Source organism: Halorubrum rutilum, assembly GCF_024494565.1.
This window is the reverse complement of record NZ_JANHDN010000002.1, coordinates 228,798-244,856: the sequence shown is the minus strand read 5'-3', so window position 1 is coordinate 244,856 and position 16,059 is coordinate 228,798. Positions and strand designations below refer to the sequence as shown.

The window sequence follows — 16,059 nt, the reverse complement described above, 5'->3', positions numbered from 1 at the left end:
CGCCGGACTGCGAGGCCCTCGGCTCAGACGAGCCCGACCGCGCCCAGCAGCGCGAACAGCGCGTCGCCGTACGTCAGCGAGACGACCAGCCCGACCGCCATCGGGACGACGAAGGGCATCCCCGGCGACACCAACACCCGGTCCTCGCGGGCGACGACCGCCAGACCGCCGCGGAGCGTCTCGGCGTCGGTGCCGTACGCGCCGTGGTCGATCGCCGCCAGGAAGCGCTCCGCGGCCCACGGGTCGTCGGGGCGGTCCACGGAGCGGGCGGCGCCCTCGCCGGCGCCGGTCGCGGTCCCGCCGTCGGTCCGCGGGCCGACGTGGGTCCCGCCGTCGGTCGGATCGAACGTCTCGCCGACGCTCTCCGGGTCGCGGAGCCGGTCCGGGTCGGCGCGCAGGTCGGCGAGCGTCAGCCCGCGCCACCGCAGGTACATCCGGAGCGCGTCTAGGTCCAGCCCGCTCCGGGTCTCGCCCGCGTCGTCCTCGTACAGCCGGCCGTGGCGGTCCGACAGGGACTCGGTCGCCACCGGCCGGGCGAGGAACATGTTCGCCGAGACCTCGCCGCGGAGGAGGTTGAGCCCGGCGAGCCCCAGCGGGTACGCGAGCCCAAGCAGCACCGTGTTCGTGAGGACCGTGAGCGAGAAGACGCCGATCCGCGTCTCGACGAGCGGGAGCTCCGCGCCGGCGACGGCGTACTCCGGAAAAGTGGGGAAGAGGAGCGCGAGCGCGATCAGGGCCTTCGCGTCCGCCCCACCGAAGGCGCCGAGGTACCAGAACGCGTAGCCGAGCGGCGCGACGAACAGGACGCTGATTGCGGCCTGCACGAGGAACAGCCGGCCCTCGACCCCCGCGAGCGGCCACATCGCCGCCGTCTCCCAGACCAGCAGCAGCGCGCCGAGCGCGTACAGCGGCGGCCAGATCCGGTTCGGGAGGCGTCGGGTCCGGACGTCCCGCAGCGCCGCCCACGCGAAGACGGGGACGGCGAGCAGCCGCAGGAGGTCCGGGAGCGTCGCGAACATGTCCCCACGGCCGCCGCGGGCGTAATTAGGCGTTCGGGTTCGGCTATCGCGACCGATAGCGCGAGCCGCCGGCCGGGAAATGTCGGCCGGGGGGTGCCGGCCGGGAGACGCGGGCGCCGGCGGCGGTCCGCGGGCCGAACCGCCGGCGACTTGTGCGTCCCTCTCCGACCGCCCGGCAATGCGCCGCCGCGCCGGAACCAGCCTGTACGCCGGGCTCCTCTTCACCGTCCTCGGCGCCATCGCGTGGGGGACCGGGCAGCCGTTCGTCTTCCCGAGCCTCGGGCCGTCGGCGTTCGTGCTCGCGTTCGACCGCCGGAGCGAGCGCGGGCGCGCCCTCCGGATCGTCGGCAGCCACCTCATCGGCGGCGTCGCCGGGCTCGCCGCGTGGTGGCTCATCGCGCCCGGCGCCAGCCTCACCGCGACGCCGCCCGCGTTCTCCCCCGAGGGGTTCCGGCTCGCGGCGAGCGCGACCGCCTCGCTCGTGGCGACGAGCTGGGCGATGATCGCGACCGACGCGGTCCACGCGCCCGCCTGCGCGACGACGCTCATCGTCTCGCTCGGCCTCCTCTCGACCCCGGTCGAGGTGGCGGTCATCGTCGCGAGCGTGAGCGTGCTCGTCGGGGTACACGCCGGCGTCATCCGCGTTTTCAAGCGGATCGTCGGCGACGCGCACCCGCTCTACCGGACCGAGGGAGGCTAACCCTCGGGGTCGACCGTCGACCGCGCTCGCTCCGGCCGCGCCGCGCGCCTCTCGAAGGCGCCGAGGACCGGCTCGGGGTCGGCGAGCCCGGGGATCCGACGCTCGCCGTCGCGGAGCTCGATCACGACGGTCTCGGTGCCGAGCCGCCGGTCGAGCCGTCCCCGCTCCACGCGCAGGCCGGTCTCGTCCCACGGCTCGACGCGCCACAGGGGCGTGCCGAACAGGCGGTCGCGGGCGACGAGCGCGTCGTCGCCGGCGCGGTACGCCACGAGCCCGTACCGGAGCTCGTGGTCGAGCGCGGCGAGCGCCAGCGGGACCGCGACGGCGACCGCGAGGAGGAGGCCGACGGTCCCCCAGTCGCCGCCGATCGCGAACGGCGCGGCGCCGAGCGCCGGGATCGCGGCGAGGTACCACAGCCCCGGATGACCGATCGGCGTCGCCAGCGCTCCGGCGAGCCGCGCGCGGAGCGGCTGCCGGACCGTCCGCACCGGCTCGCCGACCGATCCGTCCGGAGGCTCGGGCGGGGGCGGCTCGTAGGCGAGCCCCAGGTCCAGCGCCGACGACTCGTCGAACGCCGTCAGCCGGTCGCCGTACAGCCCGGCGAGGTCGAAGGCGGCCTTCGCCGCGACGATCCCGAGCAGGAGCGGGAGCCCGACGGCGTCCGGGTCGACGGCGCCGATCTCGGCCTCGGTGCCGACCGTCGCGGCGCCCACGAGCGTCACCGTGAGTATCGCGCCGAGGAAGACCGCCGCAGCGCGGGCGAACACGCCTCGAAGCGCCGTCTGCGCGCTGTGGTTCCGGTACTCGCCGCGGCCGAAGTACTCGACGGCCGTCGTCGCCGCCCCGCCGACGACGACGGCGACGACCGCGAGCGTCACGGTGTCGAGGGCGTCCGGCGCGAGTCCGCCGTCGGCGACGATCCCGACCGTGAGCCCCCCGACGAACAGCCAGGCGACGGCGAGGACCGGCACGGCGACCGGGAGCACGAGCAGCGAGGAGAGCCGGATCCGGAGGTCGGTTCGGGGGACCGACAGCGCGACCCGTCGCTCCGAGAGCGGGCCGGCGATCAGCGCGTCGCGTTCGATCTCGGACGGGCGGCCGGCGAACAGCGCGCGGACGACGGCGTAGAGGGAGGCGCTCCCGAGCTCGAACCAGTAGAGCGTCATCAGCGCGGCCGCGTTCCAGCCGAGCGCGACGACGCCGACGAGCGGGAGGAGGTTCGAGACGAGCAGCGCGAGCGCGCGAGGGCGACGACCCCGAGAGACCGCTCGCAGGGAACCGTCGCGGACGACGGAGGGCATTCGCCCGAGGGATCCGAGCGCGGGGGTTATAACTTGCCGGCGTCGCTCACGGCGCCGGTCCCGCGTCGCGGTGGAGGTACAGGTACGCGAGCACGGGAACGATGGCGAACACGAGGGTCGCGACCGCCCAGACGACCGCGTATCGGTTCCCGCGCGCCCTCGCATCGCGGTAGATCCACGCGGCAGCGGCGACGAGGATCCCGTAGACCGCGACCGTGAGCGGGAGCGACCACGGCAGGGAGACCCCGGAGAGGAGCGTCATGGTGTCCCGTTCGGCCGGCGACGCTTATAGTTCGCCCGTGAGGTCCGCCCGCATGACGAAGTCGGGCTCGGCGGCGACCGGTACCCGGTTCGCCCCGGTGTCGCTCACGTGGTCGACCGTCTCGGGGATCAGGACGCGGGTCGCGTCCGCGTCGACCGCGGCCGCGTCCGCCGCGACCGACGCGTAGAGCGCGCCCGCCGCGTCGACGTCGCGCCACGCGGCGGCGCCGTACTCGGCGGTCCGCTCGGGCCCGCCCCCGCACTCCTCGTCGCCCGGGCCCTCGGAGACGCGGGTCCGGACGGCGACGCCGGCGAGCGCGTCCGCGTCGGCGACGGCGACCAGGCGGTCCTCGTCGGCCGCGACCCGGAGCCGCTCGCGGGTGAGCTCCGAGCACGCCCACGGCTCCCCGTCGTCGAGCGCCAGCCCGCGCAGGTGGTCGCGGGCGTCGCTGTCGGCCCAGAGCGCCCACGCGGCGTCCGGGTCCGGGTCGGTGACGGGACCGATCCCGTCGGCCTCGGTGGCGCCGGCCCCCGTGGCGTCGGCCGCGTCGACCGCGTCCGCGTCGGGCGTCGGCTCCGCGAACCGGAACTCGGTCGCGGGCTCGAAGCCGACCGCGCGCGACTGGCCGAGCCCGGCGACGTTCCACGAGAAGACCATGTTCCGGCAGACGGTCGCGCCGCGCTCGCGCGCCCAGTCGAGCGCGGCCTCCGAGAGCGCGGTCCCGACGCCGAGGCCGCGGGCCGCGGGGTCGACCCGGATCCCCTGCCCCCACGCCTCCCACTCGGAGAGCATGACGCCCTGGATGCAGCCGACGACGGCCTCCGGCTCGCCCGGGGCGGCCGCCCCCGCCCCGTCGCCGTCGACGAGGGTGTCGCCGGGTTGGCGGTCGGCGGCGCTCACGGTCGCGTCACTCTCGGCGACCGCCGCGGGCGGCAGCGTCGCGACGAACGTCCCGGCGTCGGGGTCGTCGGACGCGGCCCACTCGGGGAACACGCGCGGGATGTAGTCGTCGTGGCGCTCGCCCCACGTGTCCCGCGCGAACGCCGCGACCGCGTCGGCGTCGGCGGGGCGCGCCTCGCGGACGGTCACGTCGAACCCGCCGCTCGACGCCGTCATCGCCAGGGCCGCGACTCCTCGGTCAGCTCGCCGGCGAGGTCGCGGCCCATCGCCTCGGCGGGGTCGGACAGGTTCGCCAGCGCCCACATCAGCTTCACCTTCGCGGTGCCGGGGAGGGTGTCGCCCGCCTCGACGACGCCGGCGTCGAGCAGGTCGCGGCCGGTGTCGTAGACGCGGTCGCAGACGCGGCCCGCGAGGCACTGGCTCGTCATCGCGACGACGGTGCCGCCCTCGACGAGCTCCTCGATCCGCGGGATGAGGTCGGTGTGGACGTGGCCGAGCCCGGTCCCCTCGATCACGACGCCGTCCTTGCCGTCGAGGTAGTCCCACGCGGCCGGGTCCATGCCGGGCGTGAACTTCGCGAGCTCCACGTCGGCGTCGAGGTCGGTCGCGGTCGCGAGGTCGGCGTCCTCGTCCGCACCGTCGACGGCCCCACGTCCGCGCGGGAGCGGCTCGCGGGCCCACTCGATGGCTGCGTCGGCCGCGTCGCCGTCGGCGCCCGCCTCGGCCGCGGCCTCGTAGTCGATGCGGCCGAGGGGCTCGGCGTCGACCGTCTCGAAGGCGTCGCGCCGGGAGGTGTGGTTCTTGCGGACGCGCGTGCCGCGGTGGAGCGCGCAGGCGTCGTCGGAGGGGCTCGCGTGCATGCAGACGAGCGTCTCGGCGTGGTCGGCCTTCGCGGCCTCGACCGCACACACCGCGTTCATCACGTTGTCGGAGGAGGGGCGGTCCGCGGAGCGCTGGCTCCCGGTGAAGACGACCGGGACGGGCGAGTCGAGCATGAACGAGAGCGCGGAGGCGGAGTACTGCATCGTGTCCGTGCCGTGCATCACGACGACGCCGTCGGCGCCGGCCGCGACCTCCTCGGCGACCGCCTCGGCGAGCTCCCGCCAGATGGTCGGCTCCATGTTCTCGGAGAGGATGTTGGCGACGACGCGCCCGCGGTAGTTCGCGCGGCCGGCCAGGTCGGGGACGGCGCGCAACACGTCCTCGGCGTCGAACTGGGCGGTGACCGCGCCGGTCCGATAGTCGACGGTGGAGGCGATCGTGCCGCCGGTCGAGATGAGCGACACCGTCGGCAGGTCGTCGTCGAAGGTGATCTCCGAGGCCTCGCCGCCGCCCGCGTCGGCCCCGTCGTCCACGTCGCGGGCGCCGGATTCCAGCACCTCCACGTCGGCCGCGTCGCGGTCGACGCCGACGTTGTACCCCCCGTCGAGCTTGACGACGAGGTGGTCGCGAGTCGTCGAGGGGAGCAGTACGCCCTCGTTCGTGACGTCCCCGCGCTCGACGCGGACGCGATCTCCCGGTTGCATACCACCCGCTTCCCCTGCGGCGGACTTGAATCCAACCGTTCGCGGGTCCCGTCCGCGAGGGCGACCTTGTCAATTGATATCAACGCGTACGGTTCGTAAAATTCATATAGAATCGCTACCCTATGATCGACCGCACACGAGGTGGTCAGCAATGGCCATGCCGACGCCAGCCAGTTCGTGGACGCAGGGGCTCGACTTCCCGAGCCGACTGTTCGAATCGGGTGGTAACGACTACGAACTGTACGAGGAGGACGACGAGTTCGTCCTCACGGTAGAGCTCCCCGGGTTCGACCCCGCGGAGATCACGGCCTCGTGGGACAGCGGCGTCCTCAACATCGCCGCCGAACACGAGGACGAGGAGCGCGGCACGCGCCGGACCTACCACCGCCGGTTCCGCTTCCCGAAGACGGTCGACGAGGACGGCATCGAGGCCGCCTACCAGAACGGTATCCTCACGGTGCGGCTCCCCGCCGTCGTCGACGCCGCGGTGACCGGAACCGAGATCGAGATCGAGAGCTGACGCGTCGACTCTCTCCCGCCGACGCCACGCGTCGACCCTCTCCCGCCGACGCCGACCGGTCGCGGACCGGGTCCCCGGTCGGTGCGCGTCCCCGATCGGCGCGCCTTCCAGTCGGCGCGCCTCCCTCGGTCGATACGCCTTTTATCGGTCGCGAGGACCGTGAGCGCATGGACCGCGACGCGTTCGCCGCCAGCATCGACCACACCGTTCTCGGCCCGGAGACGACGTGGGGGGACGTCGAGACCGTCCTCGACGAGGCCGCCGAGCACGGGATGAACGCCTGTATCCCGCCCTGCTACGTCGCCGAGGCGGCCGACCGCGACGGCGCCCCGTCGACGATCGCGACCGTCGTCGGGTTCCCGCACGGGCAGCACGCGCCCGCGGCGAAGCGCGACGAGGCGGTCGCCGCGTGGGAGGACGGCGCCGACGAGCTCGACCTCGTGATCAACGTCGGTCGCCTGAAGGCCGGCGAGGACGACGCCGTCGCCGCCGAGATCGCCGGCGTCGTCGCCGCGGTGCCGGTCCCGGTGAAGGTCATCATCGAGACCGCGCTCCTGTCCGACGCCGAGAAGCGCCGCGCCTGCGAGGCCGCCGTCGAGGCCGACGCCGACATGGTGAAGACTTCTACCGGGTTCGCCGACGGCGGCGCCACGGTGGCGGACGTAGAGCTGATGAGCGGCTACCTCCCGGTGAAGGCCTCCGGCGGCGTCGGCTCCTACGAGGAGGCGCGGGCGATGCTCGACGCGGGCGCGACGCGGATCGGCGCCTCCTCCGGCGTCGAGATCGTCGAGGGGTACCCCGAGTGACGGCGCCGGGGGGCGGCCCGACCGCGCCCGCTCGGTTTCCGGGGTTCCAGCCGTCCGCCGCTCGCCCGCAGTCGCCCGTTCCCTCGGCGTGAGAATCCCGTCGTGGGCATTTATTACCGGAGCGTCTACGCGGGGGTATGAGTCACTCGCGCGGATCGCCGCGTCCGGACCTCGACACGGCGTTCAAGGCGTTCGGTGCGATCGGCATCCTCATCTCGGTCGCGCTGACCGTGGGCGTGCTCGCCCTCACGGACCCGTTCGGCGAGTACGTCGCCGTCTCGCCGGCGCTGTACGGGAGCCTGCTGTCGGTCGGGCTGCTCGTCGCCGTCAGCTACGCGACGTACGCGCTGCGCCGGCGCTGAGTCGCGCGCTCGGGGAGGCCGGAGCTCCTACCGAGGGGTTAACAGACCGGCGACCGAACCGGGGGGCATGAGCGACGAGTCGGTCGAGGCCGCCGTCGAGCGGTTCCTCGACGAGACCGAGTCCGCGCTGGACGACTACGACCGGGGGTACGCCGACGCCGACGCGACGCTGTCGGTGATACGGACCCGGATGGACGAGCTGGCGGCCGCCGCCGACGGGGACAGCTAGCGAGCTACGGCCCCGCGCCGATCAGCTCCCGGACGCGGGCGACGTGCTCGCCGAAGGCCGGGTCGCCGCGCTCGCGGGGGCGGTCGACGCCGACGTCGACCACCTCGGCGACGCGGCCCGGCTCGGCGGCCATCACGACGATCCGGTCGGCGAGCGTCACCGCCTCGGCGACGTCGTGGGTGACGAACAGCACCGTCTTCCCGGTCGACGCCCACACGTCGAGCAGCTCACGCTGGAGCATCTCCCGGGTCTGCGCGTCGACCGCGCCGAACGGCTCGTCCATCAGGAGCAGTTCCGGGTCGACCGCGAGCGCCCGCGCGATGGCGACGCGCTGTTTCATCCCGCCCGACAGCGACTTCGGGTACGACTCCCGGAACTCCGAGAGCCCGACGAGGTCGAGCATCTCGTCGACCCGCTCCGCGCGCTCGGCCGCGGACCGGTCGCTCCGTTCGAGCCCGAACCCGACGTTCTCCTCGACGGTGAGCCACGGGAACAGGTGGTACTCCTGGAAGACGACGCCCATGTCGGTCGTCGGTCCGGTGACCGGGGTGCCGGCGACTCGGACCTCCCCGTCGGTGGCGTCGGTGAGCCCGGCGATGACCCGGAACAGCGTCGTCTTCCCGCATCCGGACGGGCCGACGAGACAGACGAACTCGCCGCTCTCGACCCCGAAGGAGACGTCGTCGAGCGCGCGGACGGGCGTCCCGTCGCCGTCGTACGTCTTGCCGACGCCGTCGACGACGACCCCGGACTCCCCGGCGGCCGCGCCCGTGCGACCGTCGGCCGTCATCGGCCCGTCGTTCACGCCCGCCACACTAACACCCTCCGCTGGACGGCGCGGAACGCCACGTCGACGAGGAGGTACATCAGGCTCAACACGAGGATGTACGCGATCACCGTGTCGACGAGGAGGTTGTTGCTCGCGCGCAGGATCTCGCGGCCGACGCCCGGCACGCCGAATATCTCGGAGGCGACCACGAGCATCCAGCAGCGCCCGAGGCCGGTCCGGACCCCGGTGAGGATCCCCGGGAGCGACGCCGGGAGGACGACCGACCGGACCATGTCGAGGTCGCCGCGGACGCCGAGCGTGCGGCCCACGTCGAGCAGGTCCTCGGAGATCCCCTCGACGGCCTCGTACGCCGCGTAGTAGTTGATCCAGAAGGCGCCGACGGCGATGATGAACGCCGCGCCCGCGTCGTTGATCCCGAACCACGCGATCGCGAAGCCGATCAGCGCGAGCGGGGGGACCGGTCGGAGCGTCCGCACGAGCGGCGCAGTCACGTCGTCGAGGAGGTCGCTCCAGGAGAACGCGACGCCGGCGGCGACGCCGAGCCCCGTGCCGACGATCGTCCCCGGGACCCAGTGGCGGACGCTCGACGTCAGCGCGGCCGTCATCGTGCCGGACGCGAGCTCCTCGGCGAACGCGTCGGCGACCGCCGCCGGCGACGGCAGCACGTACGCCGGCTGCGTGAGCGAGACCAGGTGCCAGACGACGACGAAGCCGATAACGCCGGCGGCGCCGCGGAGGAGTCGCCGCGGGTCGCCGAGGCCGAGGCCGGCGCGGAGCGCTCCCCCGTCGAACCGGCTACCGGTGTCGGTCGACATCAGAGCGAGTCGTAGATCTCGAAGTCGAAGATCGCCTCGTTCGACAGCTGTGCCTCGATCTGCCCGTTGTTCGCCGCGAACTCCGAGAACACCGGGGTCGCCTCGGCGATCTCCCGGGGGTCGGTGACGAAGTTCGACAGCGGCGAGTCGAGCGCGCGCCGGGCGCGGTCGGCGGGCATCCCGATCCCCGACTCGACGTGCTGGGCCGTCGCGTCCGGGCTCTCGTCGATGAACTCGGTGGCGCGGACGTGCTGTTCGAGGAACTGCGCGGCCAGCGGCGACTCGCGGACCGCGTCGCTCATCAGCGTGACGGCCGCGGGCTGGCCGGGGAGGATCTCGGCGGCGGTCCGGAGCATCGTGACGGACGAGCCCTCCTCGGCGGCGATCGTCGGCACCGGCTCCATGATCGAGGTCCCGTCGATCTCGTCGTTCGCGATCGCCTGCCAGACCGCGCTGGCGCCGTTGATCTCGATGATCTCGACGTCCTCGTTCGACTCGGGGTCGACGCCGATCTCCTGGAGCCAGTACCGGAGCAGCACGTCCGGGACGCTCCCCTGCGGGAACGTGCCGAAGCGGAAGGGGCGGCCGTTCGCCTCGGCCCACGTCGCGAACGCGTCGCCGCCCTCGGCCTCGAACGGCTCGTGGAACGACTCCTCGGCCATGATCCCCATCGGCTCGCGGATGTTCGCCGCGGTCACCTGCGCGGGGATCCCCCGGTCGATGACGATCATCGCCGGCACGATCCCGAACATGGCGATATCGATGTCGCCGCCCCCGAACGCCTGAACGATCGCCGGGCCGTCGGTGAACTCCTGCCCCGTGACCTCGGCGTCGATCTCGGAGAAGTACCCCTCGCCCTCCATCACGTACCACTGGAGGTCGGGATAGATCGGCATATGCGCGACCGTCAGCTCGTCGAGACCGCCGCCACCGCCGCCGAGACAGCCCGCGAGCCCGAGCGTCGCGGCGCCGCCCGACGCGGCGAGGACGGACCGACGCGACGTCGGTGCGCGTGTGTCGTACATACGTCGTAAACGGCCGCCGCGGGCAACACCCCCGCGTCACCAGCAACGAAGGCCGATTTCGATGACGGCCGGATTCGGACGGATCGGCCCCGATAGCGCTTCGAGTGTCGACTCGCGCGTGTCAAGTCGAGAACGGTCGTCATCGATTGATGCAACATCTGCGAAACCCGCGGCGTCGACGCGACCGACCCGCCGTCGTTTATGCGATCGGCCGCCAACGGGGACGCATGGTCTCGGAGATCTTCGACCCCGACGCGTGGGAGCGGGTGACGGACGAGTTCGACGACGTCACCTATCACCGCGGCGTCGACGTGCCGGTCGTCCGGATCGCGTTCGACCGCCCCGAGGTCCGGAACGCGTTCCGGCCCGGCACCGTCGACGAGCTGTACGCCGCGCTCGACCACGCGCGCAAGCAGGCGGACGTCGGCTGCGTCCTGCTCACGGGGAACGGCCCCTCGGAGGAGGACGGCGGCTGGGCGTTCTGTTCCGGCGGCGACCAGTCGGTCCGCGGCGGTTCCGGCTACGAGTACCGCGACGGCGACGAGGCGGGCGACGGGGACGACCCGCTCGTCAGGGAGGCGCGCGCCGGCCGGCTCCACATCCTGGAGGTCCAGCGGCTGATCCGGTTCATGCCGAAGCCGGTCGTGGCGGTCGTCCCCGGCTGGGCGGTCGGCGGCGGTCACTCGCTCCACGTCGTCTGCGACCTGACGCTCGCGAGCGACGAGCACGCGAAGTTCCTCCAGACCGACCCCGACGTCGCCTCCTTCGACGGCGGGTTCGGGTCCGCCTACCTGGCCAAACAGATCGGTCAGAAGAAGGCCCGCGAGGTGTTCTTCCGCGGCAAGACCTACTCCGCCGCGGAGGCCGCGGACATGGGGATGGTCAACGAGGCCGTCCCGCACGAGGAGCTGGAGGACGTCGCGCTGGAGTGGGCCGACGAAATGACGGAGAAGTCGCCGACCGCGATGCGCATGCTGAAGTACGCGTTCAACATGACCGACGACGGCATGGTCGGGCAGCAGGTGTTCGCGGGCGAGGCGACCCGCCTGGCGTACATGACCGACGAGGCCCAGGAGGGCCGAGACGCGTTCTTAGAGAAGCGCGAGCCGGAGTTCCGCGACTACCCCTGGCACTACTGAGTCGGCCGTCGACCGCGCTCCGGAGGCGCGACCCACGCGCCACGGTTTAACCGCCGCCACGCCAACGGGCGCGCATGGAGAAGGTGACCCTCGCGGACGCGTTCGCGTCGATCGACGAGCGCTGGGACCCGCGCCTCGCCGGCGAGCTGAACGGACAGGCCGTGAAGCTCGCGAAGGCCGAGGGCGAGTTCGTCTGGCACAGCCACGCCGACGCCGACGAGCTGTTCCTCGTCACCGAGGGGCGCCTCCGGATCGAGTTCCGCGATCGCGACGACGCGGTCCTAGAGGAAGGCGAACTGCTCGTCGTCCCCCGCGGGACCGAGCACCGCCCGGTCGCCGAGCCGGAAGCGAACATCCTCCTGTTCGAGCCGGCCGGCACGCGGAACACGGGCGACGTGGAGAACGAGTTGACCAGGGAGGATCTGGAGCAGGTTGACGACTGAGCCGGGGATTCGCTGTGCGGTGGCGCGTGCCGCCGAGCGCCCAGCGGGCGCGAGGAGCACGCGCGAGGGAGTCAGTCGCCGGAGCGAAGCGACGGCGACTGACGAGGCTGGGGAGGTGTGAGGCTGCGGTGCGGAGCGGTCCGGGGCGGGACTCAAAGGGGCAGCCGCGAGGACGAAGGTGGCCGCAGCAAGCACCGCAGCGAAGGAGCGGAAGCGACTGAGCGAGGCGCGCAGCAAGGCCCCCGAGTCGTCGCGGCTGGGGCTTTGGAGGTCGTCACTGTCGTTCTGGAATCAGGAGTGTATCACCGAGCGGCTGGGGCTTTGGAGGTCGTCACGGCGAGCGGACCGATCGCGATCGGACCGAAGCGAGTGGCGCTGAATCACGCTTGCTCCGCGAGCACCGAGTTGGCGCTCCGGAAGCCCGCTTATTAATGGAAGCCGCGGTCGACGTCGTCCTCGTCGATCAGGTCGTCGAGCTCCGCCGAGAGGAGCGCCTCGGCCTCGTCGAAGGTTTCGGAGAGCTCGTCGAGCTCGTCCGGGCGCCCGTCGAACCGGTAGTCCATCGGGCCGAACGCCGGCGCGTCGATCGCCTCCATCACGTCCTCGAACAGGTGGTCGGGGTCGGTCGGCGCCTCGGCGTGGACCTTCAGCGTCTCGCGGAGCCGCGTCGCGGCGTCCTTCGCCGCCTCCTCGTCCTCGGGCGGCGACCGCACCGCGAACCGGCCGGCGGACTCCTCGTCCGGGAGGAGGGGATCGAGCTCGCCGTCGACCTTGCGAGCGACGCGCGCGCCGACGCCGCGGAGGTCGCGGGGGTTCTTCGCGTACGTCTTGAGGTGGTAGACGCCGACGTTCGGGTGGCCGAAGTAGAGGTCCTCGCCGAGCCCCTCGCGCCGGGAGCCGGCGACGGCCCGCCAGCCGTCCGGGTCGGTCGAGTCGCTCGCGACGTCCGCGAGGATGTCGTCCCAGTCTCGTACGCGCATGTCGGCGTATGGTAGCGGAGAGACGCGCTTGAGCGTGTCGGTCGCGGCGGGGAGCGGACGACGGGATCGACCCCCACCGACAGCGTTTTTCGAGGCCGCCGCCGATGACGGCCGTGAACGTTCGGGGGCCGATCCTCTCCGTCGGGGAGGCGCGGACGGTGTCGACGTCGCACGGGGACCGGGAGCTCCGCGAGCTCCGGGTCCGGCCCGAGCGCGGCGCGGCCGACCCGGTCGACGTGACGCTGTGGGGGAAGTGGGCGGAGACCGCCGAGCACGCCGAGCCGGGGATGGAGCTCCTCATCACTGACGCCGAGGCGGACGAGTTCGGCGGCGAGACGGGGTACGCGACGACGGGCGACTCGTGGGTCGTGCTCGAACCCGACTTCCTCGTCGACGTGACCGGGATCCGGTCGTGGGTGCAGTGCCCGCGGATGTACTACCTGAACAAGCTCTCCGGGATCCCGCTCAACTACCCGGTGGTCAAGGGGACGATCGTCCACGAGGTGTTCGGCGACCTGCTCCGCGGGATGGAGCTGGAGGCGTCGGTCGCGGACCGCGTCGAGGAGGCCGGGCTCGAACTCGGCCTGCTGGGGTACGAGCCCGAGGAGGTCGCCGACGAGGTGCGCCGCAACGCGGCCGCGATCGAGGGGTGGCTCGCGCAGGGAACGCTCTCCGACGAGGACACCTGGCGGTCGGAGTTCACCCTCATCTCGCCGACGTTCGGCCTGAAGGGCCGCGCCGACGCGCTCCGCCGGGGGACCCCGGTCGAGCTGAAGACCGGGAAGAACACCAAGCGCGAGCCGCGCTTCCACGACAAGATCCAGGCGGCCTGCTACGCGCTCATGCTCGACGAGCGCGGCGTCGACCCCGACATCGGGACCTTGCTGTACACGAAGAACACCGCCCTCGACCGCAACGAGGAGTCGGGCGACCTCGCGCCCGCCAAGGAGTTCTCGGTGGGCCGGGGCCTCTTGGAGTTCGTCGTCCGCGAGCGCAACGCCCTCGCGGCGATGGAGTGGCGCGCGCTCAACGAGCCCGGCGAGCGCCCGACCGTCCCGACCGGGTACGAGGCCGACGCGAAGTGCGAGTACTGCTTCGAGCAGGACACCTGCATGGTCGTCTCGGGCCGCCTCGACCAGGAGTCGAAGGCGGAGTCGGTCGGGACGCCGGTCCCCGACGCGGAGCGCGACTACTTCGACCGCTTCTACGTCGCCCTCGAAGAGGAGCGCCGCGAGACGCACGCCGAGTACCGGAAGCTGTGGGAGCAGACCCCGGAAGAGCGGGCGGCCGACGACCGCGCGCTGATCGACCTCGAACCGGTCTCGCAGACCGAGATCGACGACGCGCGGTGGGAGCTGCGCGCCCGCAAGCCCGACGACGCCGTCTCGAAGCTCCGCGAGGGCGACGTGGCGCTCGCGAGCGACGGCGACCCCGTGAGCGGCCACGGCGAGCTCGGCCGGATCACCGGGCTGTGCGGCGACGAGGTCGTCGTCGAGACCGACGAGCCGGTCGAGCTCCGGCGGCTCGACGTCTACCCCTCGGAGATCTCGGTCGACCGCTCGCTCACCGCGCTCCACGACGCGATCCTGAAGGGGAGCGACGCGCGCAAGGACGTGCTGTTCGGGCGGCGCGAGCCGGAGTTTCGGGACGCCGCCGACCGTCCGGCTGGAGTGCCGGGGAGCGACGACCCGGACGCCCCCGACGCCTACATCGGCAACAACGACGCCCAGAACGAGGCCGTCGAGCTCGCCGTCGACGCCGAGGACTGCGCGCTGATCCACGGCCCGCCGGGGACCGGGAAGACGTACACCATCGCGCGGACGATCCGCGCGCTCGTCGAGGAGGGGAACCGGGTGCTGCTCTCGGCGTTCACCAACCGCGCGGTCGACAACGCGCTCGAAGCCCTGCGCGATCAGGGCTTCGAGGACGTGCTGCGCGTAGGCACACAGACTGGCGTCCGCGGCGACATGCAGGACGTGCGGCTCGTCCAGCGCGGCGACCCGAACGCGAAGGCCGCCGAGCTGCGCGACGCCCCCGTCGTCGCCGCCACCACGGCGGCCTGCGGCTCCCGGGTCCTCCGGGAGTGCGAGTTCGACGTGGCCCTCGTCGACGAGGCCTCCCAGCTCACGGAGCCGGGCACCCACGCCGCGATCAACCGCGCGGACCGGTTCGTGCTCGTCGGCGACCACGAGCAGCTCCCGCCGGTCGTGCGCGCCGAGAACGACCTCCGAACGTCCCTCTTCGAGCGACTCATCGAGGCGTACCCCGACGCGAGCGTCATGCTCGACCGCCAGTACCGGATGAGCCAGCGCATCCAGGCGTTCGCGTCCGCGGAGTTCTACGACGGCGCGCTCCGCCCGGCGACCCCCGAGGTGGCCGGCCAGACGCTCCGCGACCTCGGCGTCGACCCCGCCGACCTCCCCGACGGGCTCGCGGGCGGCGTCGACTTCGTCGACCCGGACGGGACCCGCGACGGGAACCGGAACGTCCGGGAGGCCGAGCGCGTCGCCGAGGTCGTCGACGCCTACCTCGCTGCCGGCGTCGACCCCGACGACGTCGGCGTCATTGCCCCGTTCCGCGCGCAGGTCGCGGAGATCGGTCGGCGGACGCCGGTCACCGTCGACACGGTCGACCGCTTCCAGGGCTCCTCGAAGGAGGTCATCGTCGTCTCGCTGGTCGCGACCGGTGACCTCGACGGCCCGATCTTCGAGGACCACCGCCGGATGAACGTCGCGCTCACCCGGGCGAGGAAGCAGCTGACGCTCGTCGGCGACGCCGACGCGCTCGTCTCGGAGCCGTTCTACGAGCGCATGCTCGACTGGGCGCGGCGCTGAGGCGGGTATCGGCGCGATTCGTTCATGTCGGTGAGCGACAGCATCGATCGCTTATACACCGGCGCGGTGGCGCGTGCCGATGAGCGCCCGAAGGGCGCGAATCGCACGCGCGAGGGAGTCGCTGGCGGCTGTCGCCGCCAGCGACGAGGTTGGGGAGGCGTGAGGTGCTGTGTGGTTGCGGTCGGGCGGGACTCAAAGGGGCAGCCGGGAGGACGGCGCAGGCGACGCAAGCACCACAACGAGGGAGCGAACACCGTGAGCGACCGAGTGAGGAGCACAGCGAGCGTGCGCCGTCCTCCCGGCTGGGGCTTTGGAGGTGTTTACCGTCGATCCGCAGTCACCGATCGCATAGTACCGAGCGGCTGGGGCTTTGGAGGTGTTCACCACCGGTTCTCTGTCAGTCGCGTT

General features: G+C 72.7%; 17 protein-coding genes. 8 read left to right on the top strand and 9 right to left on the bottom strand.

All coding sequences use genetic code 11. The annotated features are described in order from the left end of the window. Positions 1 to 23: 23 nt before the first annotated feature. Positions 24 to 1,019, bottom strand: coding sequence for a prepilin peptidase (locus NO900_RS04725; protein ID WP_256408067.1), 996 nt, complete (start codon positions 1,017 to 1,019; stop codon positions 24 to 26). Between the two features lie 178 nt (positions 1,020 to 1,197). Here NO900_RS04725 and NO900_RS04720 point away from each other — a divergent pair, with 178 nt between their 5' ends. Beyond that, complete coding sequence (locus NO900_RS04720; RefSeq protein WP_256408066.1) at positions 1,198 to 1,719, top strand: HPP family protein; 522 nt, start codon at positions 1,198 to 1,200, stop codon at positions 1,717 to 1,719. On the opposite strand, the gene NO900_RS04715 is transcribed toward NO900_RS04720, so the two are convergent. The 4 genes from NO900_RS04715 to gatD are packed head-to-tail and all read right to left on the bottom strand — an operon-like array spanning position 1,716 to position 5,708. Next, positions 1,716 to 3,020 carry a DUF6498-containing protein gene (locus tag NO900_RS04715; RefSeq protein WP_256408065.1) on the bottom strand — a complete coding sequence of 435 codons (1,305 nt, stop codon included), beginning with the start codon at positions 3,018 to 3,020 and terminating at the stop codon, positions 1,716 to 1,718. The two genes, NO900_RS04720 and NO900_RS04715, sit on opposite strands and share 4 nt — an antisense overlap. Positions 3,021 to 3,066: 46 nt before the next feature. Then, positions 3,067 to 3,282, bottom strand: a complete 216-nt coding sequence (locus NO900_RS04710) for a hypothetical protein (RefSeq protein WP_256408064.1) — start codon at positions 3,280 to 3,282, stop codon at positions 3,067 to 3,069. Between the two features lie 24 nt (positions 3,283 to 3,306). Beyond that, positions 3,307 to 4,398, bottom strand: a complete 1,092-nt coding sequence (locus tag NO900_RS04705; protein ID WP_256408063.1) for a GNAT family N-acetyltransferase — start codon at positions 4,396 to 4,398, stop codon at positions 3,307 to 3,309. Continuing rightward, on the bottom strand, positions 4,395 to 5,708 hold the full coding sequence (gene gatD / locus NO900_RS04700) for a Glu-tRNA(Gln) amidotransferase subunit GatD (protein ID WP_256408062.1): 1,314 nt from the start codon (positions 5,706 to 5,708) through the stop codon (positions 4,395 to 4,397). Before gatD ends, NO900_RS04705 begins: the two co-directional genes overlap by 4 nt. Before the next feature lie 157 nt (positions 5,709 to 5,865). Here gatD and NO900_RS04695 point away from each other — a divergent pair, with 157 nt between their 5' ends. The 4 genes from NO900_RS04695 to NO900_RS04680 all read left to right on the top strand — a co-directional run bounded on the left by NO900_RS04695 (position 5,866) and on the right by NO900_RS04680 (position 7,625). Continuing rightward, on the top strand, positions 5,866 to 6,228 hold the full coding sequence (locus tag NO900_RS04695) for an Hsp20/alpha crystallin family protein (RefSeq protein ID WP_256408061.1): 363 nt from the start codon (positions 5,866 to 5,868) through the stop codon (positions 6,226 to 6,228). A 167-nt stretch (positions 6,229 to 6,395) separates the two neighbouring features. Continuing rightward, on the top strand, positions 6,396 to 7,034 hold the full coding sequence (gene deoC, locus NO900_RS04690; protein ID WP_256408060.1) for a deoxyribose-phosphate aldolase: 639 nt from the start codon (positions 6,396 to 6,398) through the stop codon (positions 7,032 to 7,034). 137 nt (positions 7,035 to 7,171) lie between these two features. After that, positions 7,172 to 7,396 carry a hypothetical protein gene (locus NO900_RS04685; RefSeq protein ID WP_256408059.1) on the top strand — a complete coding sequence of 75 codons (225 nt, stop codon included), beginning with the start codon at positions 7,172 to 7,174 and terminating at the stop codon, positions 7,394 to 7,396. 67 nt (positions 7,397 to 7,463) lie between these two features. Beyond that, the gene (locus NO900_RS04680) at positions 7,464 to 7,625 is read left to right on the top strand and encodes a hypothetical protein (RefSeq protein ID WP_256408058.1); all 162 of its coding nucleotides are present in this window, start codon (positions 7,464 to 7,466) and stop codon (positions 7,623 to 7,625) included. Between the two features lie 4 nt (positions 7,626 to 7,629). On the opposite strand, the gene NO900_RS04675 is transcribed toward NO900_RS04680, so the two are convergent. Genes NO900_RS04675 through NO900_RS04665 form a run of 3 tightly spaced genes read right to left on the bottom strand, consistent with a single transcriptional unit; the run spans position 7,630 to position 10,255 of the window. Further along, positions 7,630 to 8,439 (bottom strand): ABC transporter ATP-binding protein, encoded by an 810-nt coding sequence (locus tag NO900_RS04675; protein ID WP_379792032.1) that lies wholly within the window; start codon positions 8,437 to 8,439, stop codon positions 7,630 to 7,632. Continuing rightward, complete coding sequence (locus NO900_RS04670) at positions 8,427 to 9,230, bottom strand: ABC transporter permease (RefSeq protein WP_256408056.1); 804 nt, start codon at positions 9,228 to 9,230, stop codon at positions 8,427 to 8,429. Before NO900_RS04670 ends, NO900_RS04675 begins: the two co-directional genes overlap by 13 nt. Beyond that, entirely contained in the window at positions 9,230 to 10,255 is a 1,026-nt protein-coding gene (locus NO900_RS04665) for an ABC transporter substrate-binding protein (protein WP_256408055.1), read from the bottom strand. The genes NO900_RS04670 and NO900_RS04665 overlap by 1 nt, the downstream gene beginning before the upstream one ends. Before the next feature lie 227 nt (positions 10,256 to 10,482). On the opposite strand from NO900_RS04665, the gene NO900_RS04660 reads away from it, so the two are divergent. Both NO900_RS04660 and NO900_RS04655 read left to right on the top strand, forming a co-directional pair. After that, positions 10,483 to 11,394 carry a 1,4-dihydroxy-2-naphthoyl-CoA synthase gene (locus NO900_RS04660; RefSeq protein ID WP_256408054.1) on the top strand — a complete coding sequence of 304 codons (912 nt, stop codon included), beginning with the start codon at positions 10,483 to 10,485 and terminating at the stop codon, positions 11,392 to 11,394. A 74-nt stretch (positions 11,395 to 11,468) separates the two neighbouring features. Then, on the top strand, positions 11,469 to 11,837 hold the full coding sequence (locus NO900_RS04655) for a cupin domain-containing protein (protein ID WP_256408053.1): 369 nt from the start codon (positions 11,469 to 11,471) through the stop codon (positions 11,835 to 11,837). Positions 11,838 to 12,265: 428 nt separating this feature from the next. Here NO900_RS04655 and NO900_RS04650 read toward each other — a convergent pair whose 3' ends face one another. Continuing rightward, on the bottom strand, positions 12,266 to 12,817 hold the full coding sequence (locus tag NO900_RS04650; RefSeq protein ID WP_256408052.1) for a hypothetical protein: 552 nt from the start codon (positions 12,815 to 12,817) through the stop codon (positions 12,266 to 12,268). Between the two features lie 113 nt (positions 12,818 to 12,930). Here NO900_RS04650 and NO900_RS04645 point away from each other — a divergent pair, with 113 nt between their 5' ends. Next, a complete protein-coding gene (locus NO900_RS04645; protein ID WP_256408051.1) occupies positions 12,931 to 15,651 on the top strand; it encodes an AAA domain-containing protein in 2,721 nt (906 codons plus the stop codon). Positions 15,652 to 16,059: the final 408 nt, after the last annotated feature.

What these genes read in the sequence shown, in the direction of transcription:
- NO900_RS04660 (WP_256408054.1), top strand. Translation starts at nt 10,483, where the DNA reads ATGGTCTCGGAGATCTTCGACCCCGACGCGTGGGAGCGGGTGACGGAC.
- NO900_RS04705 (WP_256408063.1), bottom strand. Translation starts at nt 4,398, where the DNA reads ATGACGGCGTCGAGCGGCGGGTTCGACGTGACCGTCCGCGAGGCGCGC.
- NO900_RS04665 (WP_256408055.1), bottom strand. Translation starts at nt 10,255, where the DNA reads ATGTACGACACACGCGCACCGACGTCGCGTCGGTCCGTCCTCGCCGCG.
- NO900_RS04710 (WP_256408064.1), bottom strand. Translation starts at nt 3,282, where the DNA reads ATGACGCTCCTCTCCGGGGTCTCCCTGCCGTGGTCGCTCCCGCTCACG.
- NO900_RS04725 (WP_256408067.1), bottom strand. Translation starts at nt 1,019, where the DNA reads ATGTTCGCGACGCTCCCGGACCTCCTGCGGCTGCTCGCCGTCCCCGTC.
- gatD (WP_256408062.1), bottom strand. Translation starts at nt 5,708, where the DNA reads ATGCAACCGGGAGATCGCGTCCGCGTCGAGCGCGGGGACGTCACGAAC.
- deoC (WP_256408060.1), top strand. Translation starts at nt 6,396, where the DNA reads ATGGACCGCGACGCGTTCGCCGCCAGCATCGACCACACCGTTCTCGGC.
- NO900_RS04670 (WP_256408056.1), bottom strand. Translation starts at nt 9,230, where the DNA reads ATGTCGACCGACACCGGTAGCCGGTTCGACGGGGGAGCGCTCCGCGCC.
- NO900_RS04720 (WP_256408066.1), top strand. Translation starts at nt 1,198, where the DNA reads ATGCGCCGCCGCGCCGGAACCAGCCTGTACGCCGGGCTCCTCTTCACC.
- NO900_RS04685 (WP_256408059.1), top strand. Translation starts at nt 7,172, where the DNA reads ATGAGTCACTCGCGCGGATCGCCGCGTCCGGACCTCGACACGGCGTTC.
- NO900_RS04680 (WP_256408058.1), top strand. Translation starts at nt 7,464, where the DNA reads ATGAGCGACGAGTCGGTCGAGGCCGCCGTCGAGCGGTTCCTCGACGAG.
- NO900_RS04715 (WP_256408065.1), bottom strand. Translation starts at nt 3,020, where the DNA reads ATGCCCTCCGTCGTCCGCGACGGTTCCCTGCGAGCGGTCTCTCGGGGT.
- NO900_RS04695 (WP_256408061.1), top strand. Translation starts at nt 5,866, where the DNA reads ATGCCGACGCCAGCCAGTTCGTGGACGCAGGGGCTCGACTTCCCGAGC.
- NO900_RS04655 (WP_256408053.1), top strand. Translation starts at nt 11,469, where the DNA reads ATGGAGAAGGTGACCCTCGCGGACGCGTTCGCGTCGATCGACGAGCGC.
- NO900_RS04650 (WP_256408052.1), bottom strand. Translation starts at nt 12,817, where the DNA reads ATGCGCGTACGAGACTGGGACGACATCCTCGCGGACGTCGCGAGCGAC.